Source organism: Microbacterium sulfonylureivorans, from assembly GCF_003999995.1.
GTDB lineage: Bacteria > Actinomycetota > Actinomycetes > Actinomycetales > Microbacteriaceae > Microbacterium > Microbacterium sulfonylureivorans.
The window spans coordinates 513837-540597 of sequence record NZ_RJAD01000002.1 but is presented as its reverse complement, the minus strand read 5'-3'; the positions used below and the strand labels follow the sequence as shown (position 1 = coordinate 540597).

The following is a 26761-nucleotide window of genomic DNA, read 5'->3' as shown; positions in this document are numbered from 1 at the left end:
GTTCCTCACAGGTCGAGATCGGGCACATCGACCCGAACTCTGAGTGTATTGCGGGCGGTGGGTGCGCGCCCCTTCGCGGGCCGCCGCGAGGTGATCGCCCGGCTCACGACCGATGCCCGCAGACTCTCGGCGACGCGGGCGCCGAGGGCGTAGTCGAACCGGACGAGTGCGCGCACGGACTCGTCGTGCGGAAGCGGGCCGAGGACGGATTCGGCGTCGAGCTCGGGAACGGCGGCACGCAGAGCCGCGAGAGCGGAGTCGACGGCCGGACGGGCGCCGTCGATGGAGGCGACGCGCACGGTCGGCGGCATGCGCAGCGGTGCACGGTCGGCGAGCTCCGCGCGGGCGTAGGCGGCCTGCGTCCACGTCGCAAGAGCACGGGCGACCGGTCCGGCGACCCCGACGAGGTGGACGGGCGCCCCGGGAGCGGCCAGGGCGGCGGCGTTCGACCACCATCGCAGGCAGGACTCGCCGATTCGCAGATCGTCGGCCAGCAGCATCCGATCTCCGTCCAGGAGGACGACCGCCCGGTACCCGCCCGCGGCGAGCGGCTCGGCGCCGCGCGTGGCGACGACCAGGGCGGGACGGGCGTCGACGTGCGTCACGGGGTGGTCGCCGTCGGCGACGATGACCCGCACGCCCGGGAACGCGCGGCCCAGCTCGTCGGCGGTGCGCTCGCTGCCCGACGACGCCATGCGCACCCGGGTGGACGAGCAGTCCGGGCAGGTCCATCCTGTCGCGGTCCGGCCGCACCAGCTGCACGACGGCACCGCGCCCTGCCGCGCCGCGTGCAGTGGGCCGCCGCAGTGGGCGCAGCGGGCCGGATGCCGGCACTCCGCGCAGACGAGCACCGGGGCGTACCCCGGCCGGGACACCTGCACCAGCACGGGTCCGTGCGCGAGGGCCTCGCGGGCCGCGGCGAACGCTGCCGACGGCACGCGCGACCCGCGAGACTCTCCCTCGCGCGTCGCGCTGAGCACCACGCGGGGGCTCGTACGGCGGCTCGCCGGCAGATCGCGCACCCAGCCGACGGCGACGAGACGCTCCACATCGGTGGTGCGGGTGTGCCCTGCGAACACGAGCGCTCCGCCGTCGAGCTCCTGCCGGAGCAGGGCGGCGTCGCGCGCGTGCACCCCCGGACTCAACGGCTCCGAGAGCAACGGGTCGCCGTCGTCCCACAGCGCGACCAGCCCGAGCCGGTGCACAGGCGAGTACACGGCCGAGCGGTTGCCGATCACGATGCAAGGAGCGTCGGCGAGGGTGCGGAGGAAGGCGGAGTATCGCAGCGGCGAGCTCTGCTTGGCGTCGTCGCGCACGACGGCTTCGGCGACGACGTACTGCGCGAGCACGGCTTCGAGCTGTGCGCGGTCGCGATGGTCGGGGACGACCAGGATCGCGCTCCGCCCGAGAGACAGCGTGCGTACCGCCGCCGCCGCGAGGAGCATCGCCCACGACCCGACCGCTGAACCGTCGTTGAGCAGACCGGGCGCAGGCGGGGCATCGAGGGCGAGACGCTCCGCGCCGTCCAGCGCCTGCCCGAGGCCCGGGAACGCGCCCAGCACGGACTCGGCCCATTCACGCGCTTCGTCGACGACGAGCGGCGTACGAGGAGCGTCGGCCGCGAGCCAGGCCTTCTCGGCGCGCACCATCCGCTTGGGGATCGCGAGGCGCAGGATGTCGCTGGCCGACCCCGCCGCGCGGTCGGCGCAGCGCCGGGCCAGCGCATACAGGCCCGTCGTCAGGACGGGAATGGGCGAGACGACGGACTCGAGCTCCGAGAGCGGGCGGTCGGAGGCATCCGGCTCGCCGACGGCGACGAGGTAGCCGTCGACCATGCGGCCCGCGGTGCGCAGCGGCACACGGACGCGCACGCCGGGAGCGGCGGCGTCGGACAGGTGCTCGGGGATCGCGTAGTCGAACAGGCGGTCCAGCTGCGGAAGCGGAGAGTCGATCAGCACACGGGCGACCCGCCGCTCGGTCATGCCGCGCCTCTGCCGCGTCCGGCGCACTCGTCTCCTGGGACGTGCGGGGCGCCTGCCCGGGAGGCGCGGCTCCGGGTCACAGGCCTGCGGCGGTGCGCAGGTCGTCTGCGCGGTCGGTGCGCTCCCACGTGAACTCGGGCAGCTCTCGGCCGAAGTGGCCGTAGGCGGCGGTCTTCGCGTAGATGGGGCGCAGCAGGTCGAGGTGGTCGATGATCGCCTTGGGGCGGAGGTCGAACACGTCGAGGATCGCCCGGGTGATCCTCTCGTCGGAGACGCGGCCGGTGCCGAACGTCTCGACGTAGAGACCGACGGGCTTGGCCTTGCCGATCGCGTAGGCCACCTGCACCTCGAGCCGGTCGGCGAGACCGGCTGCGACCGCGTTCTTCGCCACCCAGCGCATCGCGTAGGCGGCGGAGCGGTCGACCTTCGACGGGTCCTTGCCGCTGAACGCGCCGCCGCCGTGACGGGATGCGCCGCCGTAGGTGTCGATGATGATCTTTCGGCCGGTCAGACCGGCGTCGCCCTTCGGGCCGCCCGTCACGAACGGTCCTGCCGGGTTGATGTAGAACTTCACGTCGGGCAGCTCGAGTCCGGTCTCCTCGAGCACGGGGTCGATGACTTCGGCGCGCACGGCCGCGCGGAGCGCCTTCTGCGAGATGTCGGGCTGGTGCTGCGTGGAGAGGACGACCGATTCGACTGTTCGCGGGACCTGTCCGTCGTAGCCGAGGGTGACCTGGGTCTTGCCGTCGGGACGCAGGAACGGCAGCTCGCCGGAGCGGCGCACCTCGGCGAGGCGCTCGGCCATGCGGTGAGCCGTCCATGCCGCCATGGGCATGAGCTGGGGAGTCTCGGTCGTGGCGTACCCGAACATGATGCCCTGGTCGCCCGCGCCCTGAAGGTCCTTCGGGTCTTCGGAGCCGTCCTCGCGGCGCTCGAACGCCTTGTCGACGCCGGCCGCGATGTCGGACGACTGCGCGCCGATCGACACGCTCACGCCGCACGAATCCCCGTCGAAGCCGGTGTCGCTGGACGTGTAGCCGATGCGGTTCACCACCGAACGCACGATCGCGGGGATCTCGACGTACGCGGAGGTCGAGACCTCGCCCGCGACGTGGACGAGCCCTGTCGTCACCAGCGTCTCGACGGCGACGCGGCCGTGCGGGTCGGCGGTGAGGATCGCGTCGAGGATGCTGTCGGAGATCTGGTCGCAGATCTTGTCGGGATGCCCCTCGGTGACGGACTCGGACGTGAACAGGCGAAGGTCGCTCATCGATGCTCCAGTTCGAAAGAGTGCAGGCACCAGTATGCCCCCGAAGGCGGACGGAGCCGCCCCGGGGGCATCAGGACGTAACGGTCTTACTCGATGGGACGAAGGCGGAGCTTGTCCTCGTGGATCTCGTGCATCGCGATCGTCAGCGGCTTGTCCTCGACCGTCGAGTCGACGAGCGGACCGACGTTGTCGAAGAGGTTGCCCTCGTGCAGGTCGGAGTAGTAGTCGTTGATCTGCCGCGCGCGCTTGGAGGCGAAGATCACCAGCTGGTACTTCGAGTCGACCTTCTCGAGAAGGCTGTCGATGGGGGGCTCGATGATGCCCTGGTTCGTTCCGGCCATGGGAATCCTCCTGGATCGGATGACGGGTGGAGAGGTCTGCGGGCCTCGGACGTACCGAGGCATCCCACCATTCTACGCCAGCGGCCGCGGATCAGCGCGCAAGGCGTGCCACCTCGCCCGCGGCGCGGGCGACGTCGTCGTTCACGACCCGGAAGTCGAACTCGCCCTGCGAGGCGAGTTCGGTCTTCGCCGTGCGCAGGCGCCGGGCGCGCTCCTCATCGCCCTCGGTGCCGCGGCCGACGAGCCGCTGGACGAGTTCGTCCCAGCTCGGCGGGAGGAGGAACACCAGAGTCGCCGCGGGATCGGCCGCCCGTACCTGCCGGGCGCCCTGCAGATCGATCTCGAGCAGCGCGGTGCGCCCGTCGGCCAGCACGCGCTCGATCGGCGCGCGCGGCGTGCCGTAGCGGTGCGCGTTGTGCACGGTCGCATGCTCGAGGAGTTCGCCCGCGGCGATGAGGCGGTCGAACTCGGCGTCGTCGACGAAGTAGTAGTGCTCACCGTCGATCTCGCCCGGTCGAGGCGCCCGCGTGGTCGCGGACACCGACAGGTGGATCTCGGGGTGGTGCTCCTTGATGTGGGCCGCCACCGTACCCTTGCCGACCGCCGTCGGACCGGCGAGCACGACGAGCCGGCTGCGCCCGCCGCGAGGTGCCATCTCGGGCCAGCGTTCGTCGAGGAATCGACGGAGCGCCTCGCGCTGGCGCGTCCCGAGTCCGCCCAGGCGCTTCACCGGAGAGATCTCGAGGTCCTTGAGGATGCGGTCGCGCTTTCCCTCGCCGATCGCCGGGATGGCGGTGAGGAACTCGGTCACGCGCATCGCCCCGGCCGGCGCCTCCGGCTGGGCGAGGGCCCGCCGGAGGAGCTCCTGCGGCGTGATGACGCGCATCGCGACGTCCTTCTTGAGCGCGGCGCGCTCACGGCGTGCCGCGACCGCGCGACGCGACGCCGCTGCTCGGTCGACGTCGGGCGGTCGCATCACCGGGGCGGAGGTCGATTCCGGCGAACCGGCGGGCGTGGCGGCCGCCGCGTCGTCGTCGATCGTGCGTGAGTCAGCCACGTGCGGCCTCCCGGTACAGCGCGGAGCGCTCCTCGATGCGGGCCGCGATGCGGTCGGGGCCGGCGGAGAGGATGCTGCGGCTCTCGGACGCGATGACGTTCGGCGCGATGGCGCCGAACAGCGCGCCGAGGTCGGCGGGCTCGGCGCCCTGGGCGCCGAAGCCGGGGGCGAGGATCGGTGCGCCGCGAAGCGCCTCGTCGGTGAGTCCGAAGGCGGCGCGGTCGACGGTGGCGCCGACGACGAGGCCGACGGGACCGAGCTCTCCCCCGAATGCGGAGGATCCGTTGATCCACCCGATGTCGCGCGCGACGCGGGCGGCGACGGTCTGTCCGTCGGCGGCCTCGACGTCGACGACCTGCGCGGTCTGGACGGAGAATGCCTCGGGGTTGCTGGTCGCGGCGAGCACGAAGGCGCCCTTGCCGTGCCGGATCGCCGTCGTGAGCGTCGCCCGCAGGGAATCTGCGCCGAGGTACGGGCTGAGGGTGACGGCGTCGGCCTCGAGCGGAGACCCGGGCGTGAGCCACGCCCCCGCATAGCCGTCCATGGTCGAGCCGATGTCGCCCCGCTTGGCATCGGCGATGACGAGCAGGCCCGCGTCGCGTGCGGCGGCGAGTACGACCTCGAGGGCGGCGAAGCCGGCCGAGCCGAAGCGTTCGAAGAACGCCACCTGCGGCTTGACGACGCCGACGCGCCCGGCAGCGGCCTCGACGACGCGCAGTCCGAACTCGCGGACGCCGGCGGCCGAGGCATCCAGCTCCCACTCTGTCAGGAGATGCTCGTGCGGATCGATCCCGACGCAGAGCGAGCCGTGGGCGTCCAGCGCGGCGCGCACGCGCGCCCCGAACGAGTTCACGAGCGCACCGCCCTGTCTGCGGCGTACTCCTGCAGGCTCTTGACCTTGAAGCCCTCGCGCAGCACCGGCAGCGCGCTCACGGCGGCGCCCAGGACAGCCATCGTCGTGAAGAGCGCCTTGTCGCCGGCCACGGCCGCGGCGCGGATCTCGTAGCCGTCGGCGCGGGCGCTGCCGCCGCTCGGCGTGTTCACGATGATGTCGATCTCGCCCGCATTGATGAGGTCGACGATGTTGGTCGCCCCCGAGCCCTGCGTCTCGGAGTACTTGCTCACCACGCGCACCGCGATGCCGTTGCGCGCGAGGATCTCGGCGGTGCCCTCGGTCGCGACGAGGTCGAAGCCGAGCTCCTGCAGGCGGTGGGCCGGGAGGATCACCGCGCGCTTGTCGCTGTCGGCGACCGAGATGAACACGGTGCCCGACAGCGGCATGCCGCCGTAGGCGGCCTCCTGCGACTTCGCGAACGCGGTCGGGAAGTCGCGGTCGATGCCCATGACCTCGCCGGTGGAGCGCATCTCCGGACCGAGCACCGAGTCGACCGTCTGGCCGTCGGCCGTCCGGAAGCGCTTGAAGGGCAGCACGGCCTCCTTGACCGCGACGGGAGCGTCGAGCGGCACGCGCGACCCGTCCTGCGCGGGCAGCAGGCCCTCGTCCTTCAGCTCGGCGATGGTGGAGCCGGCCATGATCCGCGAGGCGGCCTTCGCGAGCGGGATGCCGAGCGCCTTCGACACGAACGGCACGGTGCGGCTCGCGCGGGGATTGGCCTCGATGACGTAGAGCACGCCGGCCGAGATGGCGAACTGCACGTTGAGGAGTCCCCGCACGCCGACGCCCTCGGCGATGGCGCGGGTCGCGACGCGGACGCGGTCGATGTCGGTGCGCCCGAGGCTCACCGGCGGCAGTGTGCAGCTGGAGTCGCCCGAGTGGATGCCGGCCTCTTCGAGGTGCTCCATGACGCCCCCGATGTACAGCTCGTGGCCGTCGAACAGCGCGTCGACGTCGATCTCGATCGCATCGTCGAGGAAGCGGTCGACCAGCAGCGGCTTGCCCTGCTCGACGATCACCTCGCCGGCCGTGCGGACGAAGTACTCGCGGAGCGCCTCGGTGGAGTACACGATCTCCATCCCTCGGCCGCCGAGCACGAAGCTCGGGCGGACGAGCACCGGGTAGCCGATCTCCTCCGCGATCACCACGGCGCCGTCGGCGTCGATCGCCGTGCCGTGACGCGGGGCGACGAGGCCGGCGTCGTCGAGCAGGCGCGAGAACAGCTCGCGCTCCTCGGCGAGGTCGATCGCGGCGGGCTTGGTGCCGAGGATGTTGTATCCGGCCTCCTCGATCCCCTTGGCGAGCCCCAGCGGGGTCTGTCCGCCGAGCTGGCAGATGACGCCGAGGATCTCGCCCGAGCGCGACTCGGCGTGCAGCACCTCCAGCACGTCCTCGAGCGTCAGCGGCTCGAAGTAGAGGCGGTCGGAGGTGTCGTAGTCGGTCGAGACCGTCTCCGGGTTGCAGTTGACCATGACGGTCTCGTAGCCGGCCGCCGACAGGGCGAACGACGCGTGCACGCACGAGTAGTCGAACTCGACGCCCTGGCCGATGCGGTTGGGGCCCGAGCCGATGATGACGATCTTGGTGCGCTCGGACGGCGTGACCTCGGTCTCGAAGTCGTAGCTCGAGTAGTGGTACGGCGTGAGCGCGGGGAACTCCCCCGCGCAGGTGTCGACGGTCTTGTAGACGGGGCGCAGGCCCAGACCGTGACGGATGCCGCGCACCGCCGCCTCGTCGTCGCCGCGAAGCTGGGCGATCTGGGCGTCGCTGAAACCGTGCTCCTTCGCCAGGCGCAGGGTCGCGGCATCCAGTTCCGTCGCCTGCCGGACGTGCTCGGCGACCTCGTTGATCAGAACGATCTGGTCGAGGAACCAGGGATCGATCTTGGTGGCCTCGAAAGCCTGCTCGAGCGTCGCGCCCTTGCGCAGCGCCTGCTGCAGCACCACGATGCGCCCGTCGGTCGGGGTCTTCGCGATCTCGAGCAGCTCGTCCGCCGACCGCGCCTCGTCGCCCCAGTGGAAGCTGGAGCCGCGCTTCTCGAGCGACCGCAGCGCCTTCTGGAGGGCCGTCGCGTAGTTGCGGCCGATCGCCATCGCCTCGCCCACGGACTTCATGGTGGTGGTGAGCGTGGTGTCGGCGGCCGGGAACTTCTCGAAGTTGAAGCGCGGAACCTTCACGACGACGTAGTCGAGCGTCGGCTCGAAGCTCGCCGGCGTGACCTTGGTGATGTCGTTGGGGATCTCGTCGAGCCGGTAGCCGATCGCGAGCTTCGCGGCGATCTTGGCGATCGGGAAGCCGGTGGCCTTCGACGCCAGCGCAGAGGAGCGCGAGACGCGCGGATTCATCTCGATCACGATGATGCGCCCGTTGGACGGATCGACGGCGAACTGGATGTTGCAGCCGCCCGTGTCGACGCCGACCGCGCGGATGATGTCGATGCCGATGTCGCGCAGCTTCTGGTACTCGCGGTCGGTGAGCGTGAGAGCCGGAGCGACCGTGATCGAGTCGCCGGTGTGCACGCCGACCGGGTCGACGTTCTCGATGGAGCAGACGACGACCGTGTTGTCGGCGGTGTCGCGCATGAGTTCGAGCTCGTACTCCTTCCAGCCGAGGATCGACTCCTCGAGCAGAACCTCGGTCGTCGGCGAGTCACGCAGGCCGGCGCCGGCGATCCGCCGGAGGTCCTTCTCGTCGTACGCGAAGCCGGATCCGAGGCCGCCCATCGTGAACGACGGGCGCACGACGAGCGGGTAGCCGAGCTCGCCGGCGGCGGCGAGCACCTCGTCCATGGTGTGCGCGATGCGGGATGCCGCGACATCCGCTCCGGCGTCCAGCACGAGCTGCTTGAAGATCTGACGGTCCTCGCCCTTGTTGATCGCCTCGAAATTGGCGCCGATGAGCTCGACGTCGTACTTCTCGAGGATCCCGTTGTTGTGCAGGTCGATCGCGGCGTTGAGGGCCGTCTGGCCGCCGAGCGTCGGCAGGATCGCGTCGGGCTTCTCCTTGGCGATGATCGTCTCGATCACCTGCCATGTGATCGGCTCGATGTAGGTCGCATCGGCGAAGTCGGGGTCGGTCATGATCGTGGCCGGGTTGGAGTTGACGAGGATGACGCGCACGCCCTCCTCGCGCAGCACGCGGCAGGCCTGCGTGCCCGAGTAGTCGAACTCGCACGCCTGACCGATCACGATCGGGCCGGACCCGATCACGAGGACCGAGTTGATGTCGTCGCGCTTAGGCATCAGTTGCTTTCTCCGTGTCCCGAATTGCCTGCGTCGTGTCCCGCTTCGCCCCGCTCTGGGGCCCCGATTCCGGGTGAATGTGGGACATGGGCGGCCCGGGTCGCGACGACGAGGTCGCGGAAGCGGTCGAAGAGGTAGTTGGCGTCGTGCGGGCCGGCGGCCGCCTCGGGGTGGTACTGCACCGAGAACGCCGGGATGTCGAGAGCCCGCAGCCCTTCCACGACGTTGTCGTTCAGGCCGACGTGGCTGACTTCGACACGGCCGTAGCCGTTCGGACTGTCGAACTCGCCGTCGACGGGTGCGTCGACCGCGAAGCCGTGGTTGTGCGCCGTGATCTCGACGCGCCCGGTCGACTTGTCGAGCACGGGCTGGTTGATCCCGCGGTGGCCGAAGGGCAGCTTGTAGGTGCCGAGGCCGAGTGCGCGCCCGAGCAGCTGATTGCCGAAGCAGATGCCGAAGAACGGCAGGCCGTCGTCGAGGACACCCCGCAGCAGCTCGACGTGGTCGCCCGACGCGGCAGGGTCGCCGGGCCCGTTCGAGTAGAAGACCGCGACCGGGTCGATGGCGCGGATGCCGTCGAGGGTGACGTCCTGCGGAAGGACGTGCACGTCGAAGCCGCGCGCGGCGAGGTTGTCGATCGTCGCCTGCTTGACGCCGAGGTCGAGCACGGCCAGGTTGCCGATCCGCTCCCCCGTCGCGGGTGTCACCTCGGCAGCGGCCACCGAGACAGCGGCGGACAGGTTGAGGCCCGCCATCTGGGGTGCCTCCTGCACCAGTCGCACCTGCTCTGCGGCGGACAGCGATGCCGCCTCCCCCGAGAAGATCCCGCCGCGCATGCTGCCCGCGGACCGGATGTGGCGCGTCACGGCGCGCGTGTCGATCCCGCTGATGCCGATCACGCCGTCGTTCACGAGCGCGTCGTCGAGCGACTCGTCTGCGCGCCAGTTCGACACCACGCGGGAGGGATCGCGCACGATGTAGCCCGAGACCCAGATGCGCCGGGACTCGGGGTCCTCGTCGTTCATTCCGGTGTTGCCGATGTGGGGTGCGGTCTGCAGCACGATCTGGCCGGCGTACGACGGGTCGGTGAGCGTCTCCTGGTAGCCGGTCATGCCGGTGGAGAAGACGACTTCGCCGAGCGTCGTGCCGAGTGCGCCGTAGGCGCGGCCGACGTGCCGGGTGCCGTCCTCGAGGACGAGCACGGCCGGATCGGACTGGAACAGGGAGGTCATGCGTCGGTTCCCGTCTGGGTGGAGGTGAGGATGCCCGACACCGCGTCGGTGAGAGCGCGTGCCGAGGCATCCTGCGGGCGGAGATAGGAGTCGACGACGGTGCCGTCGTCGAGGCGCCAGGCGAGGCGCACGAGGCCGTCGCGCTCGACCACGCGATCGATCGCGACGGTCGCCTGCCTGACTTCGGAGATGCGGTCGGCGGCCAGGAACACGCGGGGCTGTCCGGTCAGATCGAGCGCGACGCCCGCATCCGTCACGGTCACGTCGGCGCGCGATCGGAATGAGAGGCCCTTCATCGCGAGACGCTCGAGGGGCTCGTCGTGTCGCGTGGTCGCGACGTACAGCGTCGGGTACTCCCCGATCGTCGTGGCGCCGATCGGAACCTCGGCGACGGGCGCGGCGAGGCCGCTGTCGCGGCGGGCGCGGCGCCGCCAGGCCCACACGCCGAGGACGATCAGCACGATCGCGAACAGGACGATGACGAGCAGCGCGAGCTCGCGGGTCATGCGCGCACCCCCGGGGCGTCGAGCAGAGCGCCGTCGACGACGGTCGCGGTGCCGGCGTGGAGGGTCCAGCGCACCTCTCCGGGCAGCTCGCGGCCGAGGTAGGGCGAGTTTCGGCTCCGCCCGCGCAGGTCGTCGGTCGAGAAGGTGCGCACCGGCGCGGCGTCGTAGAACATGAGCGACGCGGGCTGGCCCTCCGTGAGCGGCGTGCCGTGGCCGGCCAGACGTCCGATGCGCGCCGGCTCGCGCGACATGACCCGCGCCACGTCGCCCCAGGTCAGCAGACCGGTGTCGACCATGGACTGCTGCACCACCCGCAGCGCGCTCTCGAGCCCGACCATCCCGTTCGCGGCGGCGTGCCACTCGCATGCCTTCGCCTCGGCCGGATGCGGGGCGTGGTCGGTGGCGACGATGTCGATCGTGCCGTCGGCGAGCCCTTCACGGACCGCGAGGACGTCCTCCTCGCGGCGCAGCGGCGGGTTCACCTTGAACCGCGCGTCGTAGTCCCGCACGAGCTCGTCGGTGAGGAGCAGGTGGTGGGGAGTGACCTCGGCCGTGACATTCACGCCGCGGCGCTTCGCCCAGCGGATGATGTCGACCGAGCCCGCGGTCGAGAGGTGGCAGACGTGGAGCCGCGAGCCGACGTGCTCCGCGAGGAGCACATCGCGGGCGATGATCGACTCCTCTGCGACGGCCGGCCAGCCTGCGAGGCCGAGCTCGGCCGAGACGGCGCCCTCGTTCATCTGGGCGCCCTCGGTCAGGCGCGGATCCTGCGCGTGCTGGGCGATCACCCCGTCGAACGCCTTCACGTATTCGAGCGCGCGGCGCATGATGAGCGGATCCCACACGCAGAACCCGTCGTCGCTGAAGACACGGACGCGGGCGCGCGAGTCTGCCATCGCGCCGAGCTCGGCAAGCCGCTCGCCCTTCTGCCCGACGGTCACCGCGCCGATCGGCTGCACCGTCACGAAGCCGGCGGCCTCGCCGAGCGCAAGCTCCTGCTCGACCACTCCGGCGGTGTCGGCGACGGGCGACGTGTTCGGCATGGCGAAGACTGCCGTGTAGCCGCCGGCGGCCGCGGCCCGCGAGCCGGTGAGGATCGTCTCGGATGCCTCGTACCCGGGCTCGCGGAGGTGCGTGTGGAGGTCGACCAGTCCGGGCAGGAGGACGAGACCGTCGACGTCGACGACGGTCGCGCCCGCGCGGCTGACACCGGTGCCGATCTCGGCGATCACGCCGCCCGCGACGAGGATGTCGGCGGCACCGGAGCCTTCGAGCAGTGCACCGCGGAAGAGAAGGACCTCGGTCATCGTGCGTTCTCCTTCTCTGTGCCCGCTCGGGGATCGTCGCCGTGCTCCGCACCCGCGAGGAGCAGGTACAGCGCGGCCATGCGCACCGAGACGCCGTTCGCGACCTGCTCGAGCACGGTCGAACGGGGCGAGTCTGCGGCTTCCGCGGAGATCTCGAGACCCCGGTTCATCGGTCCGGGGTGCATCACAATGCTATCGGCACCGAGCGCCCCCAGACGTCGCGCGTCGAGGCCCCAACGGCGGGAATACTCCCGTTCAGTGGGGAAATATGCGGCATTCATACGCTCCAGCTGGATGCGGAGCATCATGAGTGCGTCGGGTCCGCCGGCGATCGCCTCGTCGAGGTCGTAGACGATCCGCGCCGGCCAGGCGGAGACATCCTGCGGGATCAGGGTCGGCGGCGCGACGAGGGTCACCTGGGCGCCGAGGGTGGCGAGCAGCCACACGTTCGAACGGGCGACCCGCGAGTGCAGGATGTCGCCCACGATGGTCACCTTCACGCCGGCGAGGTCTCGGCCGCGGCTGTCGTCGCCGAAGCGGCGCTTGCGGATCGTGTAGGCGTCGAGGAGCGCCTGGGTGGGGTGCTCGTGCGTGCCGTCGCCGGCGTTGACGACACCGGCGGTGATCCACCCGCTCGTGGCGAGGGTGCGCGGGGCGCCCGAGGCGCCGTGGCGGATCACGACCGCGTCGGCCCCCATCGCCTGGAGCGTCTGTGCGGTGTCCTGCAGGGACTCCCCCTTGGAGACGCTGGAGCCCTTCGCGGAGAAGTTGATGACGTCCGCCGACAGTCGCTTCGCGGCCGCCTCGAAGGAGATTCGGGTGCGCGTCGAGTCCTCGAAGAACAGGTTCACGACCGTCTTGCCCCGGAGCGTCGGGAGCTTCTTCACCTCGCGCCGCTGCGTGTCGGCCATGTCCTCGGCGACATCGAGGATGCGCAGCGCGTCCTCGCGCGACAGGGTCTTGGTATCGAGCAGGTGCCTCATGACTCGATCGTCACCTCCTCGCGGCCGTCGGTCTCGTCGAGCCGCACGTTGACCCGCTCGTCGCGCGAGCTGGGCAGGTTCTTGCCGACGAAGTCGGGGCGGATCGGCAGTTCGCGGTGGCCGCGGTCGACGAGCGTCGCCAGTCTCACGGCGGTCGGACGGCCGATGTCCTGGAGGGCGTCGAGGGCCGCGCGGATGCTGCGCCCGGAGAAGAGCACGTCGTCGACGAGGACGACGACTCGACCGTCGATGCCCCCCGGCGGGATCTGCGTCGGCTGAGGCGCCCGGGTGGGATTGCGGTGGAGGTCGTCACGGTACATCGTCACGTCGAGCGCCCCCACGGGCACCGGCGCTCCGCCGAACTCCTCGACGAGCGCCGCGATGCGGTGGGCGAGCGTGACGCCTCGAGTGGGGATGCCCAGGAGGACGAGATTCTCGGGGCCCCTGTTGGACTCGAGGATCTCATGGGAGATCCGAGTCAGGGCCCGGGCGATGTCGGCCTGGTGAAGCACGGTGCGCGTGCTCATCCGCCGCTCCCTTCTCCGCCTCACGGGACGGTGTTAAAGGTTGCTGTGGTTCCGCGACAGTCTAACAGCGACCTCGGCCCGCATCGGTGACGGACGCGTGGGGCGAGAGTCCTTCGTCGAGCTGGGCGAACCGGGCCCGATGCCGGTGTGACCGGGCTCAGGCCGCCGGTGCCGCGGCCGCCGTGTGCAGATCGTCCTCGACCTGGCTCGCGCGGATGGGGTGGCCCTGTGTCGTCAGGCATTTGCCCGACGTGAGGTCCCACTTCCAGTCGTGGAGGCTGCAGGTGAGCACGCCGTCCTCGATCTTTCCCGTCTTCGACAGGTCTGCGCGCAGGTGCGGGCAGCGGCGCTGCACGACCCAGTCCTGCAGCTGGATGTCCTCCGAGACGTCCGACTGCTCGGCGTACCAGTTCTCGACGTACTCGATCCGGTCGCGAGAGAGGCACTTCATGAAGGTGTAGATGAACTCGTTGAATTTGCCGACGCGACCGGCGGCGAACTGCATCGACAGGAAGATCGAGTTCGACCAGTCGATCTCATGGTCGCGGATGTTCGTCGACACGAGCTCCGGCGGGATCGTGAACCAGTAGCTGGTCTCCTCTCCCGCGTACTCGCGCACCTTGGCCCTCGGGAAGTCGACGACCATGTCGAGGTCGCCGATCGTGTAGCGCACCGGCCCGCCGACGCCTTCGCGGAAGATGCGGCCTCGCCGCAGCAGCGGCTCCCACCACTCCTTGATCGCCGCGAGCATCTCGTCGGGCGGGAGGACCGGAGCCCGGCTCGCCTCCTCCTCGCGCAGCTCGCTCTGGCGGTTCGCGCGCTGCTCTTCGAGGTAGCCCCATTTGTCGGTGAACATCCGCTCGATCTCGGCGTCGCTGTAGAGCGTCTGCTCGACGGTCTGCTTCCCGTGCTCGATCGTCACGACCGTGCCCGGGATGAACATGTGACCGGCGTACTGCGGCGCCTCCTTCTCCAGCCGCGCGAGGAACTGTGCCTGGTCGGTGAAGATCGAGTCGTTCTCGGCGCCGAGCCCGTTGTATCGGAAGAGCTCGTCGCGCAGGAACATCGGAGGACCCGCCATCGGGAAGACGTGCGGGGCGTCCACCTTCTCGATGTAGTACATCGCGCGCTTGTGCTGTGCCTCGCGCTTCAGGTGCGCGAAGTTCTGCTTCGCGTCGTGCGGGAGGTCGTAGACCATCGGCCACCAGATGGCGCCGGAGAACTGGGTGAAGTACGCCTCGGGCTTGCCGAAGGAGAGCAGCTTCTCGAGGTCGAGCGGGTGGGAGTCGTTCTGATTGAGGATCGACGCGGTGCCGTCGTCGACCGACAGACTGGAGTCGCCGATCGGGCCGTCGGAGGGGGCCCGCAGCGGGGTGATCATGAGTCGCAGCGAGCCTCGCTCGATGACCTCACCGGCGTGCGTGTAGGTGATGTTGTGGTAGCCGAGCTTGCGCAGATCGGTCTCGAGATCGTCCGTCGGATACTCCGGCAGCAGCACCTCGATGTCTTTGCGGACGTAGGTCTCGAGCAGCCACGGGTCGAAGTGATCGCGGTGGCGGTGCGAGATGTAGAGGAAGTCGGCGGCGCCGATCCGCTCCCAGTCGAGCGCCCGGTTGTCGGGGAAGACGAACCACGATCCGTAGAACGAAGGCTTGACGACGGGATCGCAGAGGATGCTTCCTCCCGTCGTCTCGATGAACATTCCGGCGTGGCCGAGGCCCGTGATGCGCATGCTCGCTCCTTCCTCCGCAAGTCTACGAGAGGCCCTCGCCGGCACACGGCCACCTCCGCCGTGTCAAACACGCCGGGAGGCCGTTCAGCCGTCGAACAGTCCGCGGATGTCCTCTGCCGTGAGCGCCTGACCGAACAGCGCGTCATCGTCCATGACGGCGCGGAACAGCTTCGCCTTGCGCTCCTGGAGCGCCATCACCTTCTCCTCGATGGTGCCGTTCGCGATCAGCCGGTAGACCATCACGCTCCGGGTCTGGCCGATGCGATGCGCGCGGTCGACCGCCTGCGCCTCGGCGGCGGGGTTCCACCACGGATCGAGCAGGAACACGTAGTCGGCCTCGGTGAGCGTCAGGCCGAACCCGCCGGCCTTCAGGCTGATGAGGAAGACGGGAGCCTCTCCCCCACGGAACGCGGCGATCGCGGCGTCCCGATCCCGCGTCGATCCGTCGAGGTACGCATACGGGATGCCGCGCTCCTCGAGTCGAGCGGAGACCAGGCCGAGGAACGACGTGAACTGGCTGAACACGAGGGTGCGGTGCCCTTCGGCGAGGATCTCGTCCAGCTGCTCGAAGAGCGCTGTGAGCTTGCTCGGGGCGATGTGCGCGTGCGCGGGGTCGACGAGCTCCGGGGCGAGGCTCAGCATGCGCAGCAGCGTGAGCGAGCGGAACACGATGAACCGGTTGCGGTCGAGGTCGTCGAGAAGACCGAGCACCTTCTGCCGCTCGCGCTGCAGCACCGTGTCGTAGAGCGCGCGGTGGGCGGCCGACAGCTCGATGCGGACGTGCTGCTCCTGCTTCGCAGGGAGGTCGGCGGCGACGAGCTCCTTCGTGCGCCGCAGGACGAGGGGCCGGATGCGGCGGCGCAGGCGGGCGAGGCGCCGAGCGCGGTACTCGCCGCCGACCTGGTTCTCGGGGACCTTGCCCTGCTCGATCGGGCCGAGGTACTCGTCGCGGAAGCGGCGGGCGGACGGGAACAGCCCGGGTGCGGCGAGCGAGAGCAGCGACCACAGCTCGGTGAGGCTGTTCTCCAGCGGAGTGCCGGTGATCGCGAAGGTCACCTCTGCGGTCAGGTCGCGCGCCGCCCGGTGCGCCTTGGTCTGGCTGTTCTTGACGAACTGGGCTTCGTCGAGCACGAGTCCCGCCCAGGCCACCGCCGAGAACTCGCGCTCGTCGAGCCGGAGCAGGGTGTACGACGTGATGACGACGTCGACGGAGGCCGCGGCATCCGCCACCGCCGCCTCGCGCTTCGCGCGTGTCGCGTCGACCACCGCCACGCGAAGGTCGGGGGTGAATCGCGCGGCCTCTTCGCGCCACGTCGACAGGACGGACGTGGGCGCGACGACGAGGAACGGCCGCGTCTCGCCGGCGGCCCGCGTGTGGGCGATGAGGGCGAGCATCTGCAGCGTCTTGCCGAGACCCATGTCGTCCGCGAGGATCCCGCCCAGCCGGTGCTGCCACAGGAACGCGAGCCATTCGAAGCCCTCGCGCTGGTACGGACGGAGCTGCGCCCTCAGGCCGACGGGCGGCGAGAGGGACGGGATGCCGGATGCACCGCGGAGCCCCTCGGCCGTCGCGCGCCAGCTCACGGCCGGCTCCGCCTCGTCTGCGACGTCCTCGAAGTCGGCCCAGAGATCGGTCTGGTAGCGGCTGATGCGCGGGCCGGTCTCCCACTCGGCGAGATCGCCTGCCTCTTCGATGAGGTCGCGCAGCCGTTGCAGCGATGGATGGGCGAGCGAGAAGTACTGGCCGTCGCTCAGCAGCAGCTTGCGCCGACCGCGGGTGAGCGCGGTGAACAGCGGCGCGAACGGGATGGTCCGGCCGTCGATCGTGACGATGATCCCGAGATCGAACCAATCCGGATCGCTGCTCTCCACGGTCGAGATCGAGACGTGCGGATCGCCGGTGAGCTCGCGGTAGCGCGGACGCTCGCCGATGAGCTCGACCTCGACGTCGTCGAGCCCCTCGAGGGCGGGGAGCACCCGGGCGGCGAACTCGGCGGCCTCCAGGCCCGACAGCGCGCCTTCGGCGGCGAAGGCGCCGGGCGCCGTCTCGGCCCAGACCGTTTCGACCCGGCGCCGTACGGCGTCCTCGGCAGCGGCGTCACGGTCGGCGGAGCCGCTGGCCGGGTACGGCAGCGGCGCTGCACGGCCGTACCGCCACGCGAAGACGTACTCGAGCCGATGGGAGGGTGAGAACCGCACGGCGAGCACGAGCCGCGGCCGTTCGGCCGGCGGGATGTCGATTCCCACGGCCTCGACCGCGACGCGCCGGACGAGGCGCGGCAGATGATCGCGCACGAACTCCGTCTCGTCGGCGTGGGGCACCGTCACCGGCTCGCGCGCCGAAAGGAGGGCCGGAACGGGGTCGGGGAGCGCAACCGGTGCCAGCGTGATCTCGAGCCGCTCGCGCCGTACCTCGAACCGGTATACGCCGGAGTGGCCGATCGGCCGGAGCGTCGCGGCGTCGGCGGCCGAGCCGTCGATGGTCACCCGCGGCTCGAGCCGCAGTCCGGCGGTGCCTCGCTCGGCTCGCACGACGAGCTCGGCCGAGTCCGCCAGAGCGACCGTCATCTGCCGCTTCGTCGGCACGAGAGGCACGCCGAGCGGGTGGCCGCCACGCAGGTGCGGCCACAGCAGGCTCGACTCGATGTCATCGAGGGTCAGCCATTCGGAGGCGTCCGAGAAGGTGCCGAACAGCCGCAGGTCGCGGCCGATGCTGTGCAGCTCGGCGAACCACCGTGCGTGAGCGGGGTCGTAGCCGTGTCCGGGCCGGCGCAGCGCGTCCCACGTCACCGCGCCCTTGATCCACGCGTCGGTGCGCGCGCTGCGTTCCAGCGGACGCAGTCCCAGGAGCACGTCGGCGCCGAATCTGTGGAGTCCACGCGGCGTCGCGGTCTCGACGCGCACGGCCGCCCACGCAGATGCTCCGCGCCGCACCCGCTGACGCAGCTCGACCCCGAGGGCGAGGGCGGTCGGCGGATGCCGCGACGACGGGTCACCCGGTGGATCGAGCAGCGCGCGCCACGCGGGCGGCGTGGCCGGGACGGGCGCGGCTTCGCGGGCGACCCGGTTGCTCTCGAGGAGCGTGGCCACCACGTGCTTGCAGTCGGCGTGGACGGGACAGGTGCACGTCGTCGACAGGATGGGGTCTTCGGTGCGCGACGACGCCAGGTGGATCCGGCACCGATACGTCGCTCCCCCACTGCCGTCGACGGTGGCGTCGATCGACTCGGTGCGAGGATCCCACGTGACGGTGCGGACCGCGCCATCGCGGAAGTACGCCTCTCCGCGGCGATAGCCGCCCTCGTCGGAGCGCCGCCTGATGTGCTCGGCGTCGACGAAGGGAGGTGTCACGGCATCCATCCTCGCAAGGCCCGCCGACGACGCGGCGACTCCCGGGTCAGGACGAGCGCGCGATGCGCCCGAGCACGCCGTGGACGAACGAGCCCGAGTCGTCGGTCGAGAACTCCTTTGCGAGCTCCACCGCCTCGTCGATCGCGACCGCCGCCGGAACCTCCTCGTTGTAGAGGATCTCCCAGACGCCGATCCGCAGCACCGCGCGGTCGACCGCGGGCATTCGCGCCAGCGACCAGTCCTTCGCGAACGTGGTGATCTGCTCGTCGATCGCGTCGCGGTTGTCGATCACCCCGTCGACGATCTCGCGGGCGTACAGCCACGAGGCCTCGCGGGCGGGCTCGTTGGCTGCTCGCTTGGCCTCTGCCGCGAGGATCGACGGAAGGTCGTCACCGCGAACGTCGGCCTGGAAGAGGATGTCGAGGGCGCGCTTGCGCGCCTTGCTGCGGGCGCTCAAGGTCAGGAGATGCGGCCGAGGTAGTCGCCCGTGCGGGTGTCGACCTTGACCTTCGTGCCGGCCTCGACGAACAGCGGCACCTGCATCTCGTAACCGGTCTCGACGGTCGCGGGCTTGGTGCCGGCCGACGAGCGGTCGCCCTGGAGACCCGGCTCGGTGTACGTGATCTCGAGCACGACCGACGCGGGAAGGTCGACGTACAGCGGGTTGCCGTTGTTGGTCGCGATCGTCACCTGCTGGTTCTCGAGCAGGAAGTTCGCCGCGTCGCCGACGGTGGCCGCGGGGACGTTGATCTGGTCGTAGTCGGCCATGTCCATGAAGACGAAGTTGTCGCCGTCGTTGTACAGGTACGTGAAGTCGCGGCGGTCGACGTTCTCGATGTCGATCTTCGTGCCGGCGTTGTACGTCTTGTCGACGACCTTGCCCGTGAGGACGTTCTTGAGCTTGGTGCGGACGAACGCGCCGCCCTTGCCGGGCTTCACGTGCTGGAACTCCACGACGCTCCAGAGCTGCCCGTCGATGTTCAGGACGACGCCGTTCTTGATGTCTGCGGTGGATGCCATGGGGATGGAGATTCCGTTCGTGAGGAGAGTTGGCCGATGACGGCCCGACAGTGCATTCTACGGGATGCCGCGGCCGAGACCCTCGGCGCGGCATCCGGTCATCCCTCGGCTTGCCCGGCGATCACCGCGATCAGCCGGTCCACGGCGGTCGCATAGCCGGCGACGCCTTCGCCGACGACGTGGACCACGGCGACGTCGGCGACGTACGAGTGGTGTCGGAACGGCTCGCGCTGGAGGATGTCCGTGATGTGGACCTCGGCGACGGGGAGCGCCACGCCCGAGAGCGCATCGCGCAGCACCACGGAGGTGTGCGACAGTCCGCCCGGGTTGATCACGATGCCTGCGCAGTCGTTCCGCGCATCGTGGATCGCGTCGAGCAGCACACCCTCGTGGTTGCTCTGGACGGCGCGGATCTCGAAGCCGCGTGCGGCGGCGGCCGCCGCTGCGATGGACTCGACGTCGCTCAGCGTGGCGGTGCCGTACATCTCCGGCTCGCGCGTGCCGAGGAGGTTCAGGTTCGGCCCGTTGACGAGCAGGAGTCGGCGGGGTGCGGTCACCCGGCCACGCTACCAGCGGGCGGATCCGCCGGCTTCGCGGCGACGGGCTCGGTCTGCACCGCGGGCGGGACGATCTGGAACGCCGGCATGCGCGACACGAGGAGCCACGCGGGGAGGACGATGATGCACAGCATCGGCAGCAGGCTGATGTCGTTCGGGATGGCGACGCCGAGGAAGATCGCGAGCCAGCCGTCGCGTGCGATGACCACGATCACGCCCACGATTCCGCAGGCGACCGCGAGCCCCAGTGGCAATCCGGGGATCAGCACATGTCCGAGCATGCCGAGCGCGACTCCGATGAACGTTGCCGGGAAGATGCGGCCACCGCGGAACAGCGCACTCGCAGCCACGAGGAGCGCGAGGATCTTGATCCCCGCGATCCCCGCCAGCTGGGCCGCGTCGTAGGCGCCGGGGTCCTGCAGCAGATCGCCGATCTGCGTGAGGCCCTTGAACATCGTGATCGGGCCGCCGATGAAACCGAGGATCCCGAGCAGGAAGCCGCCGACGAGCGGAATGAGGATCGGATGCCGGAGTGCGTGGAGCGTTCGCCAGAAGATCGGGAACAGGAAGAGAGCGATGAGGGCGATTCCCACGGCGGCGCACGCGACCACGGCGCCGGTGAGCAGATCGATCGCCTGCGGGCTGCCGTAGGCCGGGATGTCGAACGACAGCGGCGGCGCACCGAGGAGGTGCATCGTGACCGCGCCCGCGCCCGCAGCCGCCACAGGCAGGAAGAGCTTGTCCCAGAGCGAGCCGCCCTTCGCGGTCGCCACGATCCCGGTGAACAGCAGCGCTGCCGCCACGGGTGTGCCGAAAAGTGCTCCGACGGTCGCCGCGCTCGCGATCAGGACAGCGATCTGGGTCGGGATCTTCGGGATGAATCGAGCGAACACGGCAACGACGATCGCGACGTTGATCGCGATGATGGGGTTCTCGGGGCCGAGGCTGACGCCGCCGGCGAGGCTCAGCACCGTGACCACCGCGAGCCCGGGGAGCACGCGCAGCTTCAGCGGCGGCGAGATCAGCTCGGTCGTGGCGGAGTCGGGACCACCGTGCCCGGGGAGGTACCGCAGTCCGATGCCGACGGCGAGGCCCGTCAGCGTCAGGATCAGGATGATCCACCACCCGCTCGGGTCGACGCCGAGCGCCCCGGGCAGCGTCGTCCACAGCACGCCGCTGAGCAGGTCGGCCAGCTGCTCCAGCGCCCACAGCAGGAGCGCGGCGAACGCACCGAGGAGGATCGCGGGGATCGCGAGCACCAGCAGCTGCTGCGGCGACGCGCCGCCTTCGTCCGGAGTTCTCGCAAGGCTCATCCGAGGCACTCCTCTCGCTGCCGTGAACCCGGGTGCGGCGCGACCCGGTGCCCCTCATCCTGCCGGATGGCCCCTCCCACTGGAGGGGTGATTTTCGGGATGCCTCAGCCGGCGACCTCTTGGTACGCGGCGAACAGGAGCGATTCGTCGGGTGCCTGCAGGACGGTGGGCCTGGCGATGTCATCCAGCACGATGAAGCGGAGCATGCCGCCGCGGCTCTTCTTGTCGCGCTGCATCGACGCCTGCAGCGTCGGCCAGGCGCCGGCACGGTACGTGGTCGGCAGGCCGAGGGACGTCAGGATGTCGCGATGGCGCTGGGCCGCGGCATCCGGCAGCCGTCCCGCGAGACGGGACAGCTCTGCCGCGAACATCATGCCCACCGATATCGCCGCACCGTGGCGCCAGCGGTAGCGCTCGGCATGCTCGATCGCGTGACCGAGCGTGTGGCCGTAGTTGAGGATCTCGCGGAGCCCCGCCTCGCGGAGATCCTGTCCGACGACGCGCGCCTTCATGTCGATGGAGAGCTCGATCGCGCGGCGGAACGCATCGCTGCGCGGGTCGGTCGCGACCTCGGGGTCGGCCTCGACGAGATCGAGGATCTCGGGCGCCCAGATGAACCCTGCCTTGACCACTTCGGCGTAGCCGGCGACGAGCTCGTTGCGTGAGAGCGAGTCGAGCAGGTCGAGGTCGCACAGCACGGCACGCGGCGCCCAGAACGCGCCGACCAGGTTCTTCCCCTCGGCGGTGTTGACCCCCGTCTTGCCACCCACCGCGGCGTCGACCATGCCGAGCACGGTCGTGGGCACCTGGACGATCTCGACTCCCCGCAGCCACGTCGCGGCGACGAATCCGGCGAGGTCGGTCACGGCGCCGCCTCCGAAGCCGACGACGGCGTCGGTACGGGTGAAGTCGGCCTTGCCCATGACCTGCCAGCAGAAGGCGGCGACCTCGATGCGCTTGCCCTGCTCTGCATCGGGGATCTCCGCGAGGAGCACCTCGCGATCGCCGCGGAGTGCGTCGCGAAGCCCCTCGGCCTGCGCCGCGAGCGTCGGCGGGTGGATCACCAGCACCTTCCGGGCGGCCGGCGGCAGCGCGTCGCCGAGAGTGGACAGGATGCCGCGCCCCACCGTGATCGGGTAGCTCGCGTCGCCGCTCACCGTGATCGTCGTCACGTCGCTCATGCTTCTCCTCCATCGTCGTCGCTGTTCGCCCACGCCACGATGCCGTCGACGACGTTCTGCAGCGGTCCGTTCGACGTGTCGAACGTCACGTCGGCGAGCTCTTCGTAGATCGGCCGGCGCTCCTCGTAGATCGCCGACCATCGGGCCATGGCGTCGTCGCCCGCCAGCAGGGGCCGGCTCGATCCGCGCACGCGAAGCGCGACGACTCGCGGGGCCACCGTGAGGAGCACGACGCGGTGCCGGGCGAGGTCGGCACGGGTGTCGGGGTCGACCACGGCTCCGCCACCGAGCGACACGACTCCGCCGGTGGCGAGCCCCTCGATCACCGCCGCCCGCTCGAGTGCGCGGAAGTGCGCCTCGCCGTGCTCGGCGAACAGCTGCTCGATCGGTCCGTGCACCCGGGACACCGCGGCATCCGTGTCGAAGAAGGCGAGGTCGAGGGCTCGCGCGACGCGCTTGCCGACGCTCGTCTTGCCCGCCCCCATCGGGCCGATCAGGACGAGGGCGTCAGAGGGCGACGTCATGCTCGGCGAGGCCCGCGTCGCTGGCCGCCGCGGTGCGAAGCCCGGCGGGGATCGCCGCAAGGTATCCCTCGAGGTTGCGCCGGGTCTCGGCGACGCTGTCGCCGCCGAACTTCTCGAGCACGACCTCGGCGAGGACGATGGCGACCATCGCCTCGGCCACGACCCCGGCAGCGGGAACCGCGCACACGTCGGACCGCTGATGGTGCGCCGAGGCGGTGTCGCCCGTCGCGACGTCGATCGTCCGCAGGGCCTTGGGCACGGTCGCGATGGGCTTCATGCCCGCACGGACGCGGAGCACGGTGCCCGTGGACATGCCGCCCTCGGTGCCGCCGGCCTTGTCGCTCGCTCGCGTGATGCCGCTGTCGGTCGCATACAGCTCGTCGTGCGCCTGCGATCCGCGGCGCGTCGTCGTGAGGAAGCCGTCTCCGACCTCGACGCCCTTGATGGCCTGGATGCTCATGAGCGCCTGGGCGAGCTTGCCGTCGAGGCGGCGATCCCAGTGCACGTGCGATCCGAGCCCCGGCGGCAGTCCGTAGGCGAGGACCTCGACGATGCCGCCGAGCGTGTCGCCGTCCTTGCGGGCGTCGTCCACCTCGGCCACCATGCGGGCGCTGGTCGCGGGGTCGAAGCACCGCAGCGGATCGGCGTCGAGCGCGTCGACGTCGTCGGGGGCGGGCAGCGCGGCGTCGTCGGGAACCCGCACGGGTCCGATCGACAGGGTGTGGCTCACGAGACGGATGCCGAGCTCGGAGAGGAACGCGCGGGCCACAGCGCCGAGCGCCACGCGCGCCGCCGTCTCGCGCGCGCTCGCGCGCTCGAGGATCGGGCGGGCCTCGTCGAAGTCGTACTTCTGCATGCCGACCAGATCGGCGTGTCCCGGACGGGGCCGCGTCAGCGCGGCGCCGCGCCCGCGCGACTTGTCGGTGAGCTCGACGGGGTCGGGACTCATGACCTCGACCCACTTCGGCCACTCCGTGTTGCCGATGCGCAGCGCGATCGGGCTGCCGAGCGAGCGGCCGTGGACGACGCCGGAGGAGATCGTGAGCTCGTCCTCCTCGAACTTCATCCGTGAGCCGCGGCCATAGCCGAGCTTCCGGCGGGCGAGATCGGCCTGGATCGCGTCACGCGTGACGGCGACGCCCGAGGGCAGACCTTCCATGACGGCGATGAGTTCGGGGCCGTGGGATTCGCCGGCCGTGAGCACGCGGAGCATTGGTCCAGTCTCCCACGTGCGCGTCGTCGGTTACGTCAGCCTGCGGCGACGAGCGCGCGCCGCATCGCTGCGACCACACGCGGCTCGTCGTCGAGCGGTGCGTCGGCATCGCCGGTCGTGAAGACCCTCACCTGCCGGACGGCCTGGTGCAGCAGCATCCCGAGCCCCGACACCGCCGGATGGCCCGCGCGCTCCCACGCTGCCGACAGCCGGGTCGGCCAGTGCCCGTAGACGACGTCGAGGAGGAGCCCCCCGGAGGCCGCCAGTGCCGAGGCCGCGGCATCGGAGACCGGCGCGTCGCCGGGAAGCGCGGCGATCGTGACGGCCACACCGTGAGCGGATGCCTCGAACGGCGTCGTCGTCACGTCCATGCCGAGGCGCCCACCCAGCACGGCCAGCGGCTCGACCGCCGCCGGTCGGCGTGCCACGACGTCGACGTGCCGTGCGCCGAGCTCGGCCAGCGCCGCCAGCGCGGAGGTGGCCGTCGCTCCGGCCCCGACGATCCTCGCGGACCCGATCGACGTGAGGCCCTCGTCCGCCAGCGCGTCGACGATGCCGCCGACGTCGGTGTTGAACCCGCGGGGTCCGTCCGGGCCGAGCAGGAGGGTGTTGACGGCGCCGGTCAGCTCGGCCCGGCGATCGCGCGTGCGAGCAGCAGCGAACGCGACCCCCTTGAGCGGCATGGTCAGCGACAGGCCGCGCCACGTGTCGTCGAGGCCTGCGAGCTCGCGCGCGAACGAGGCCTCATCGACGCGCCGGCGGCCGTAGCTCCAGTCGAGGCCGAGCAGCTCGTACGCCGCCGCATGGAGGTGCGGCGACCGGCTGTGTGCGATCGGGTCGCCCCATACCTCGAGGCGATGGGCGTCGTTCGTCAGCACCCGGAGTCCGGATGTGCCGAGCACCATTCCTGCCATTGCGCGACGGCCCGGTTGTGGTCGCTCAGGTTGGTCGTGAACACCGTCTCGCCGGTGTCGAGGTTCACGGTGACGAAGTACATCCAATCGCCGCCGGACGGGTTCATCACCGCCTTGATTGCCGCGTCGCCCGGGTTGGAGATCGGACCGACGGGGAGTCCCGCGTGGACGTAGGTGTTCCACGGATTGGGGTCGTTCAGCGCCTCCTCGGAGGAGCTCACCGTGCCGTCGTGCATCTCGCCGTAGCCGTACTGCGCGGTCGAGTCCATCTGCAGGAGACCGAACGTCTCCTGGTTGTCCGGGTCGAGCCGGTTCTCGATCACCGTGGCGACCTTCTGCATGTCGGCCTCGTAGCGAGCCTCGCGCTGGATGATCGACGCCACCGTCAGGACGCGCTGGCGATTATCGGCGGGGACGGCGGCCTCGTCGAGCGACTGCACCGTGCGGTCCACCAGTGTCTGGATCACCTGGGGGGCGGTCACACCGGGATTGAAGGTGTACGTCGCAGGGAAGAGCCAGCCTTCGAGCGAGTCGGCCTCCACACCGTAGTCGGACGGATCCGCCACAGCCGCCTGGAGATCCTCGAGCGGGATGCCGGTCGCCTCGGCGAGCAGCGGGAGCGACTGCTCCACGGTCAGCCCCTCGCGCAGCTGAGCTGTGTCCTCCATCTTGTTCGCCGGGTCGAGCAGCGCGGCCAGCGCGGCCTCCGACGTCATCTGCTTCTGCAGCTTGAACACGCCCGGCACGAACGGCGGGTTCTCCCCCGCCTCGATGAGGTAGTCGTAGAACGCGTCGGGGGTCTTGGTGACGCCGGCCTCGTGGAGGCTCTGGGAGATCGGCGATCCGGTGTCGCCCGGGGCGATCGTGATGTACGTCTCGCCATTCGCGAGACCCGCTTCGTAGTCCTTCGGCTCTTCCCAGCCCATGACCTCGCGGATCTGCTCCTCGTAGGTCGTCCAGACGTACCAGCCGCCGGCGGCGATCCCGCCGATGATCGCGAGCACCACGCCGAGCGCGATCCAGCCCCCGATGCGGCGCTTGCGCTTGTTCTTCGGCGGCGGCGGGGCGCCCAGGTCGTCGGTCGAGCTGGCGCCGGTGAAGAGGTCTTCGAGGGTCGCGGTCGCGGCGGGGCGTGCGCCGCCTTCTGCGCCGGCCGTCGCCGCCGGCGCGACCTGCGGGGTCGAGCCGGTCCGGCTGTACGGCAGGGCGGGTGCGGCGCCGTCGGTGAAGATCCAGGCTTCCTCGGCGTCAGGCTCGCCGGGCGCCGGGCGCGAGGCGGAGACCCGCGGCTGAGCGAGCAGCCCGGAGTCGTCGAGCGCGGGCAGAGCGACGGTCGGCGTCGGGCGCGGCGGCTCTCCGTCGGCAGCGGGGGCCGCGGCGGGCGTCGCCGGGGCGGCGGGGGTGCTTCCGGTGGCCACGCGCGCGGCCGCTTCGCGCGCCGCGCGACGCGACAGGGGTGCCCCGTCGGCGCTCACAGGGCCGGTGCCCGGAGCGGCGTCCTTCGGCGGGCCGTACGCGGCATCTTCACCGGTCGACCTCAGCTGGCGCTCCCGCGGGTCGGGTAGCTTGCCGAACAGATCCGCGAACGGATCGTCAGACGGTGATTCGGGCATG

Annotated in this window: 22 protein-coding genes; all 22 read right to left on the bottom strand. The window is 70.7% G+C overall.

Annotated elements, in window-relative coordinates; genetic code table 11:
- Positions 1 to 5: 5 nt before the first annotated feature.
- The 22 genes from EER34_RS12085 to mltG all read right to left on the bottom strand — a co-directional run bounded on the left by EER34_RS12085 (position 6) and on the right by mltG (position 26760).
- Positions 6 to 1982, bottom strand: a complete 1977-nt coding sequence (locus EER34_RS12085) for a primosomal protein N' family DNA-binding protein (RefSeq protein ID WP_127475138.1) — start codon at positions 1980 to 1982, stop codon at positions 6 to 8.
- Positions 1983 to 2058: 76 nt separating this feature from the next.
- Positions 2059 to 3252 carry a methionine adenosyltransferase gene (gene metK / locus EER34_RS12080; RefSeq protein ID WP_127475137.1) on the bottom strand — a complete coding sequence of 398 codons (1194 nt, stop codon included), beginning with the start codon at positions 3250 to 3252 and terminating at the stop codon, positions 2059 to 2061.
- An 86-nt stretch (positions 3253 to 3338) separates the two neighbouring features.
- Positions 3339 to 3593, bottom strand: a complete 255-nt coding sequence (gene rpoZ / locus EER34_RS12075) for a DNA-directed RNA polymerase subunit omega (protein ID WP_055964963.1) — start codon at positions 3591 to 3593, stop codon at positions 3339 to 3341.
- 91 nt (positions 3594 to 3684) lie between these two features.
- On the bottom strand, positions 3685 to 4569 hold the full coding sequence (gene gmk / locus EER34_RS12070) for a guanylate kinase (protein ID WP_127475657.1): 885 nt from the start codon (positions 4567 to 4569) through the stop codon (positions 3685 to 3687).
- 73 nt (positions 4570 to 4642) lie between these two features.
- Complete coding sequence (pyrF, locus tag EER34_RS12065) at positions 4643 to 5503, bottom strand: orotidine-5'-phosphate decarboxylase (protein WP_127475135.1); 861 nt, start codon at positions 5501 to 5503, stop codon at positions 4643 to 4645.
- On the bottom strand, positions 5500 to 8787 hold the full coding sequence (gene carB, locus EER34_RS12060) for a carbamoyl-phosphate synthase large subunit (protein WP_127475133.1): 3288 nt from the start codon (positions 8785 to 8787) through the stop codon (positions 5500 to 5502). The genes pyrF and carB overlap by 4 nt, the downstream gene beginning before the upstream one ends.
- A complete protein-coding gene (carA, locus tag EER34_RS12055; RefSeq protein ID WP_240642305.1) occupies positions 8787 to 10019 on the bottom strand; it encodes a glutamine-hydrolyzing carbamoyl-phosphate synthase small subunit in 1233 nt (410 codons plus the stop codon). The genes carB and carA overlap by 1 nt, the downstream gene beginning before the upstream one ends.
- Positions 10016 to 10525 carry a PH-like domain-containing protein gene (locus tag EER34_RS12050; RefSeq protein ID WP_127475132.1) on the bottom strand — a complete coding sequence of 170 codons (510 nt, stop codon included), beginning with the start codon at positions 10523 to 10525 and terminating at the stop codon, positions 10016 to 10018. The genes carA and EER34_RS12050 overlap by 4 nt, the downstream gene beginning before the upstream one ends.
- Positions 10522 to 11832 (bottom strand): dihydroorotase, encoded by a 1311-nt coding sequence (locus EER34_RS12045; RefSeq protein ID WP_127475130.1) that lies wholly within the window; start codon positions 11830 to 11832, stop codon positions 10522 to 10524. Before EER34_RS12045 ends, EER34_RS12050 begins: the two co-directional genes overlap by 4 nt.
- Positions 11829 to 12815: an aspartate carbamoyltransferase catalytic subunit gene (locus tag EER34_RS12040; protein WP_127475128.1), complete on the bottom strand. Its 987-nt coding sequence runs from the start codon at positions 12813 to 12815 to the stop codon at positions 11829 to 11831. The genes EER34_RS12045 and EER34_RS12040 overlap by 4 nt, the downstream gene beginning before the upstream one ends.
- Positions 12812 to 13342 carry a bifunctional pyr operon transcriptional regulator/uracil phosphoribosyltransferase PyrR gene (gene pyrR / locus EER34_RS12035; RefSeq protein ID WP_127475127.1) on the bottom strand — a complete coding sequence of 177 codons (531 nt, stop codon included), beginning with the start codon at positions 13340 to 13342 and terminating at the stop codon, positions 12812 to 12814. The genes EER34_RS12040 and pyrR overlap by 4 nt, the downstream gene beginning before the upstream one ends.
- Before the next feature lie 157 nt (positions 13343 to 13499).
- Positions 13500 to 15074, bottom strand: a complete 1575-nt coding sequence (locus tag EER34_RS12030) for a Rieske 2Fe-2S domain-containing protein (protein WP_127475125.1) — start codon at positions 15072 to 15074, stop codon at positions 13500 to 13502.
- A gap of 84 nt (positions 15075 to 15158) precedes the next feature.
- Complete coding sequence (locus EER34_RS12025) at positions 15159 to 18425, bottom strand: DEAD/DEAH box helicase (protein WP_240642300.1); 3267 nt, start codon at positions 18423 to 18425, stop codon at positions 15159 to 15161.
- 46 nt (positions 18426 to 18471) lie between these two features.
- Entirely contained in the window at positions 18472 to 18882 is a 411-nt protein-coding gene (gene nusB / locus EER34_RS12020; RefSeq protein WP_127475121.1) for a transcription antitermination factor NusB, read from the bottom strand.
- A 2-nt stretch (positions 18883 to 18884) separates the two neighbouring features.
- Positions 18885 to 19445, bottom strand: a complete 561-nt coding sequence (gene efp / locus EER34_RS12015; protein ID WP_127475119.1) for an elongation factor P — start codon at positions 19443 to 19445, stop codon at positions 18885 to 18887.
- Positions 19446 to 19543: 98 nt separating this feature from the next.
- Positions 19544 to 20002 (bottom strand): type II 3-dehydroquinate dehydratase, encoded by a 459-nt coding sequence (locus tag EER34_RS12010; protein WP_127475118.1) that lies wholly within the window; start codon positions 20000 to 20002, stop codon positions 19544 to 19546.
- The gene (locus EER34_RS12005) at positions 19999 to 21315 is read right to left on the bottom strand and encodes an ion channel protein (RefSeq protein WP_127475116.1); all 1317 of its coding nucleotides are present in this window, start codon (positions 21313 to 21315) and stop codon (positions 19999 to 20001) included. Before EER34_RS12005 ends, EER34_RS12010 begins: the two co-directional genes overlap by 4 nt.
- Before the next feature lie 104 nt (positions 21316 to 21419).
- Complete coding sequence (aroB, locus tag EER34_RS12000) at positions 21420 to 22496, bottom strand: 3-dehydroquinate synthase (protein ID WP_127475115.1); 1077 nt, start codon at positions 22494 to 22496, stop codon at positions 21420 to 21422.
- Complete coding sequence (locus EER34_RS11995) at positions 22493 to 23020, bottom strand: shikimate kinase (RefSeq protein WP_127475113.1); 528 nt, start codon at positions 23018 to 23020, stop codon at positions 22493 to 22495. Before EER34_RS11995 ends, aroB begins: the two co-directional genes overlap by 4 nt.
- A complete protein-coding gene (gene aroC / locus EER34_RS11990; RefSeq protein ID WP_127475111.1) occupies positions 23004 to 24233 on the bottom strand; it encodes a chorismate synthase in 1230 nt (409 codons plus the stop codon). Before aroC ends, EER34_RS11995 begins: the two co-directional genes overlap by 17 nt.
- Positions 24234 to 24268: 35 nt before the next feature.
- Positions 24269 to 25138 (bottom strand): shikimate dehydrogenase, encoded by an 870-nt coding sequence (locus EER34_RS11985; protein ID WP_127475109.1) that lies wholly within the window; start codon positions 25136 to 25138, stop codon positions 24269 to 24271.
- Positions 25105 to 26760 (bottom strand): endolytic transglycosylase MltG, encoded by a 1656-nt coding sequence (mltG, locus tag EER34_RS11980; protein WP_127475107.1) that lies wholly within the window; start codon positions 26758 to 26760, stop codon positions 25105 to 25107. The genes EER34_RS11985 and mltG overlap by 34 nt, the downstream gene beginning before the upstream one ends.
- Position 26761 lies beyond the last annotated feature (1 nt).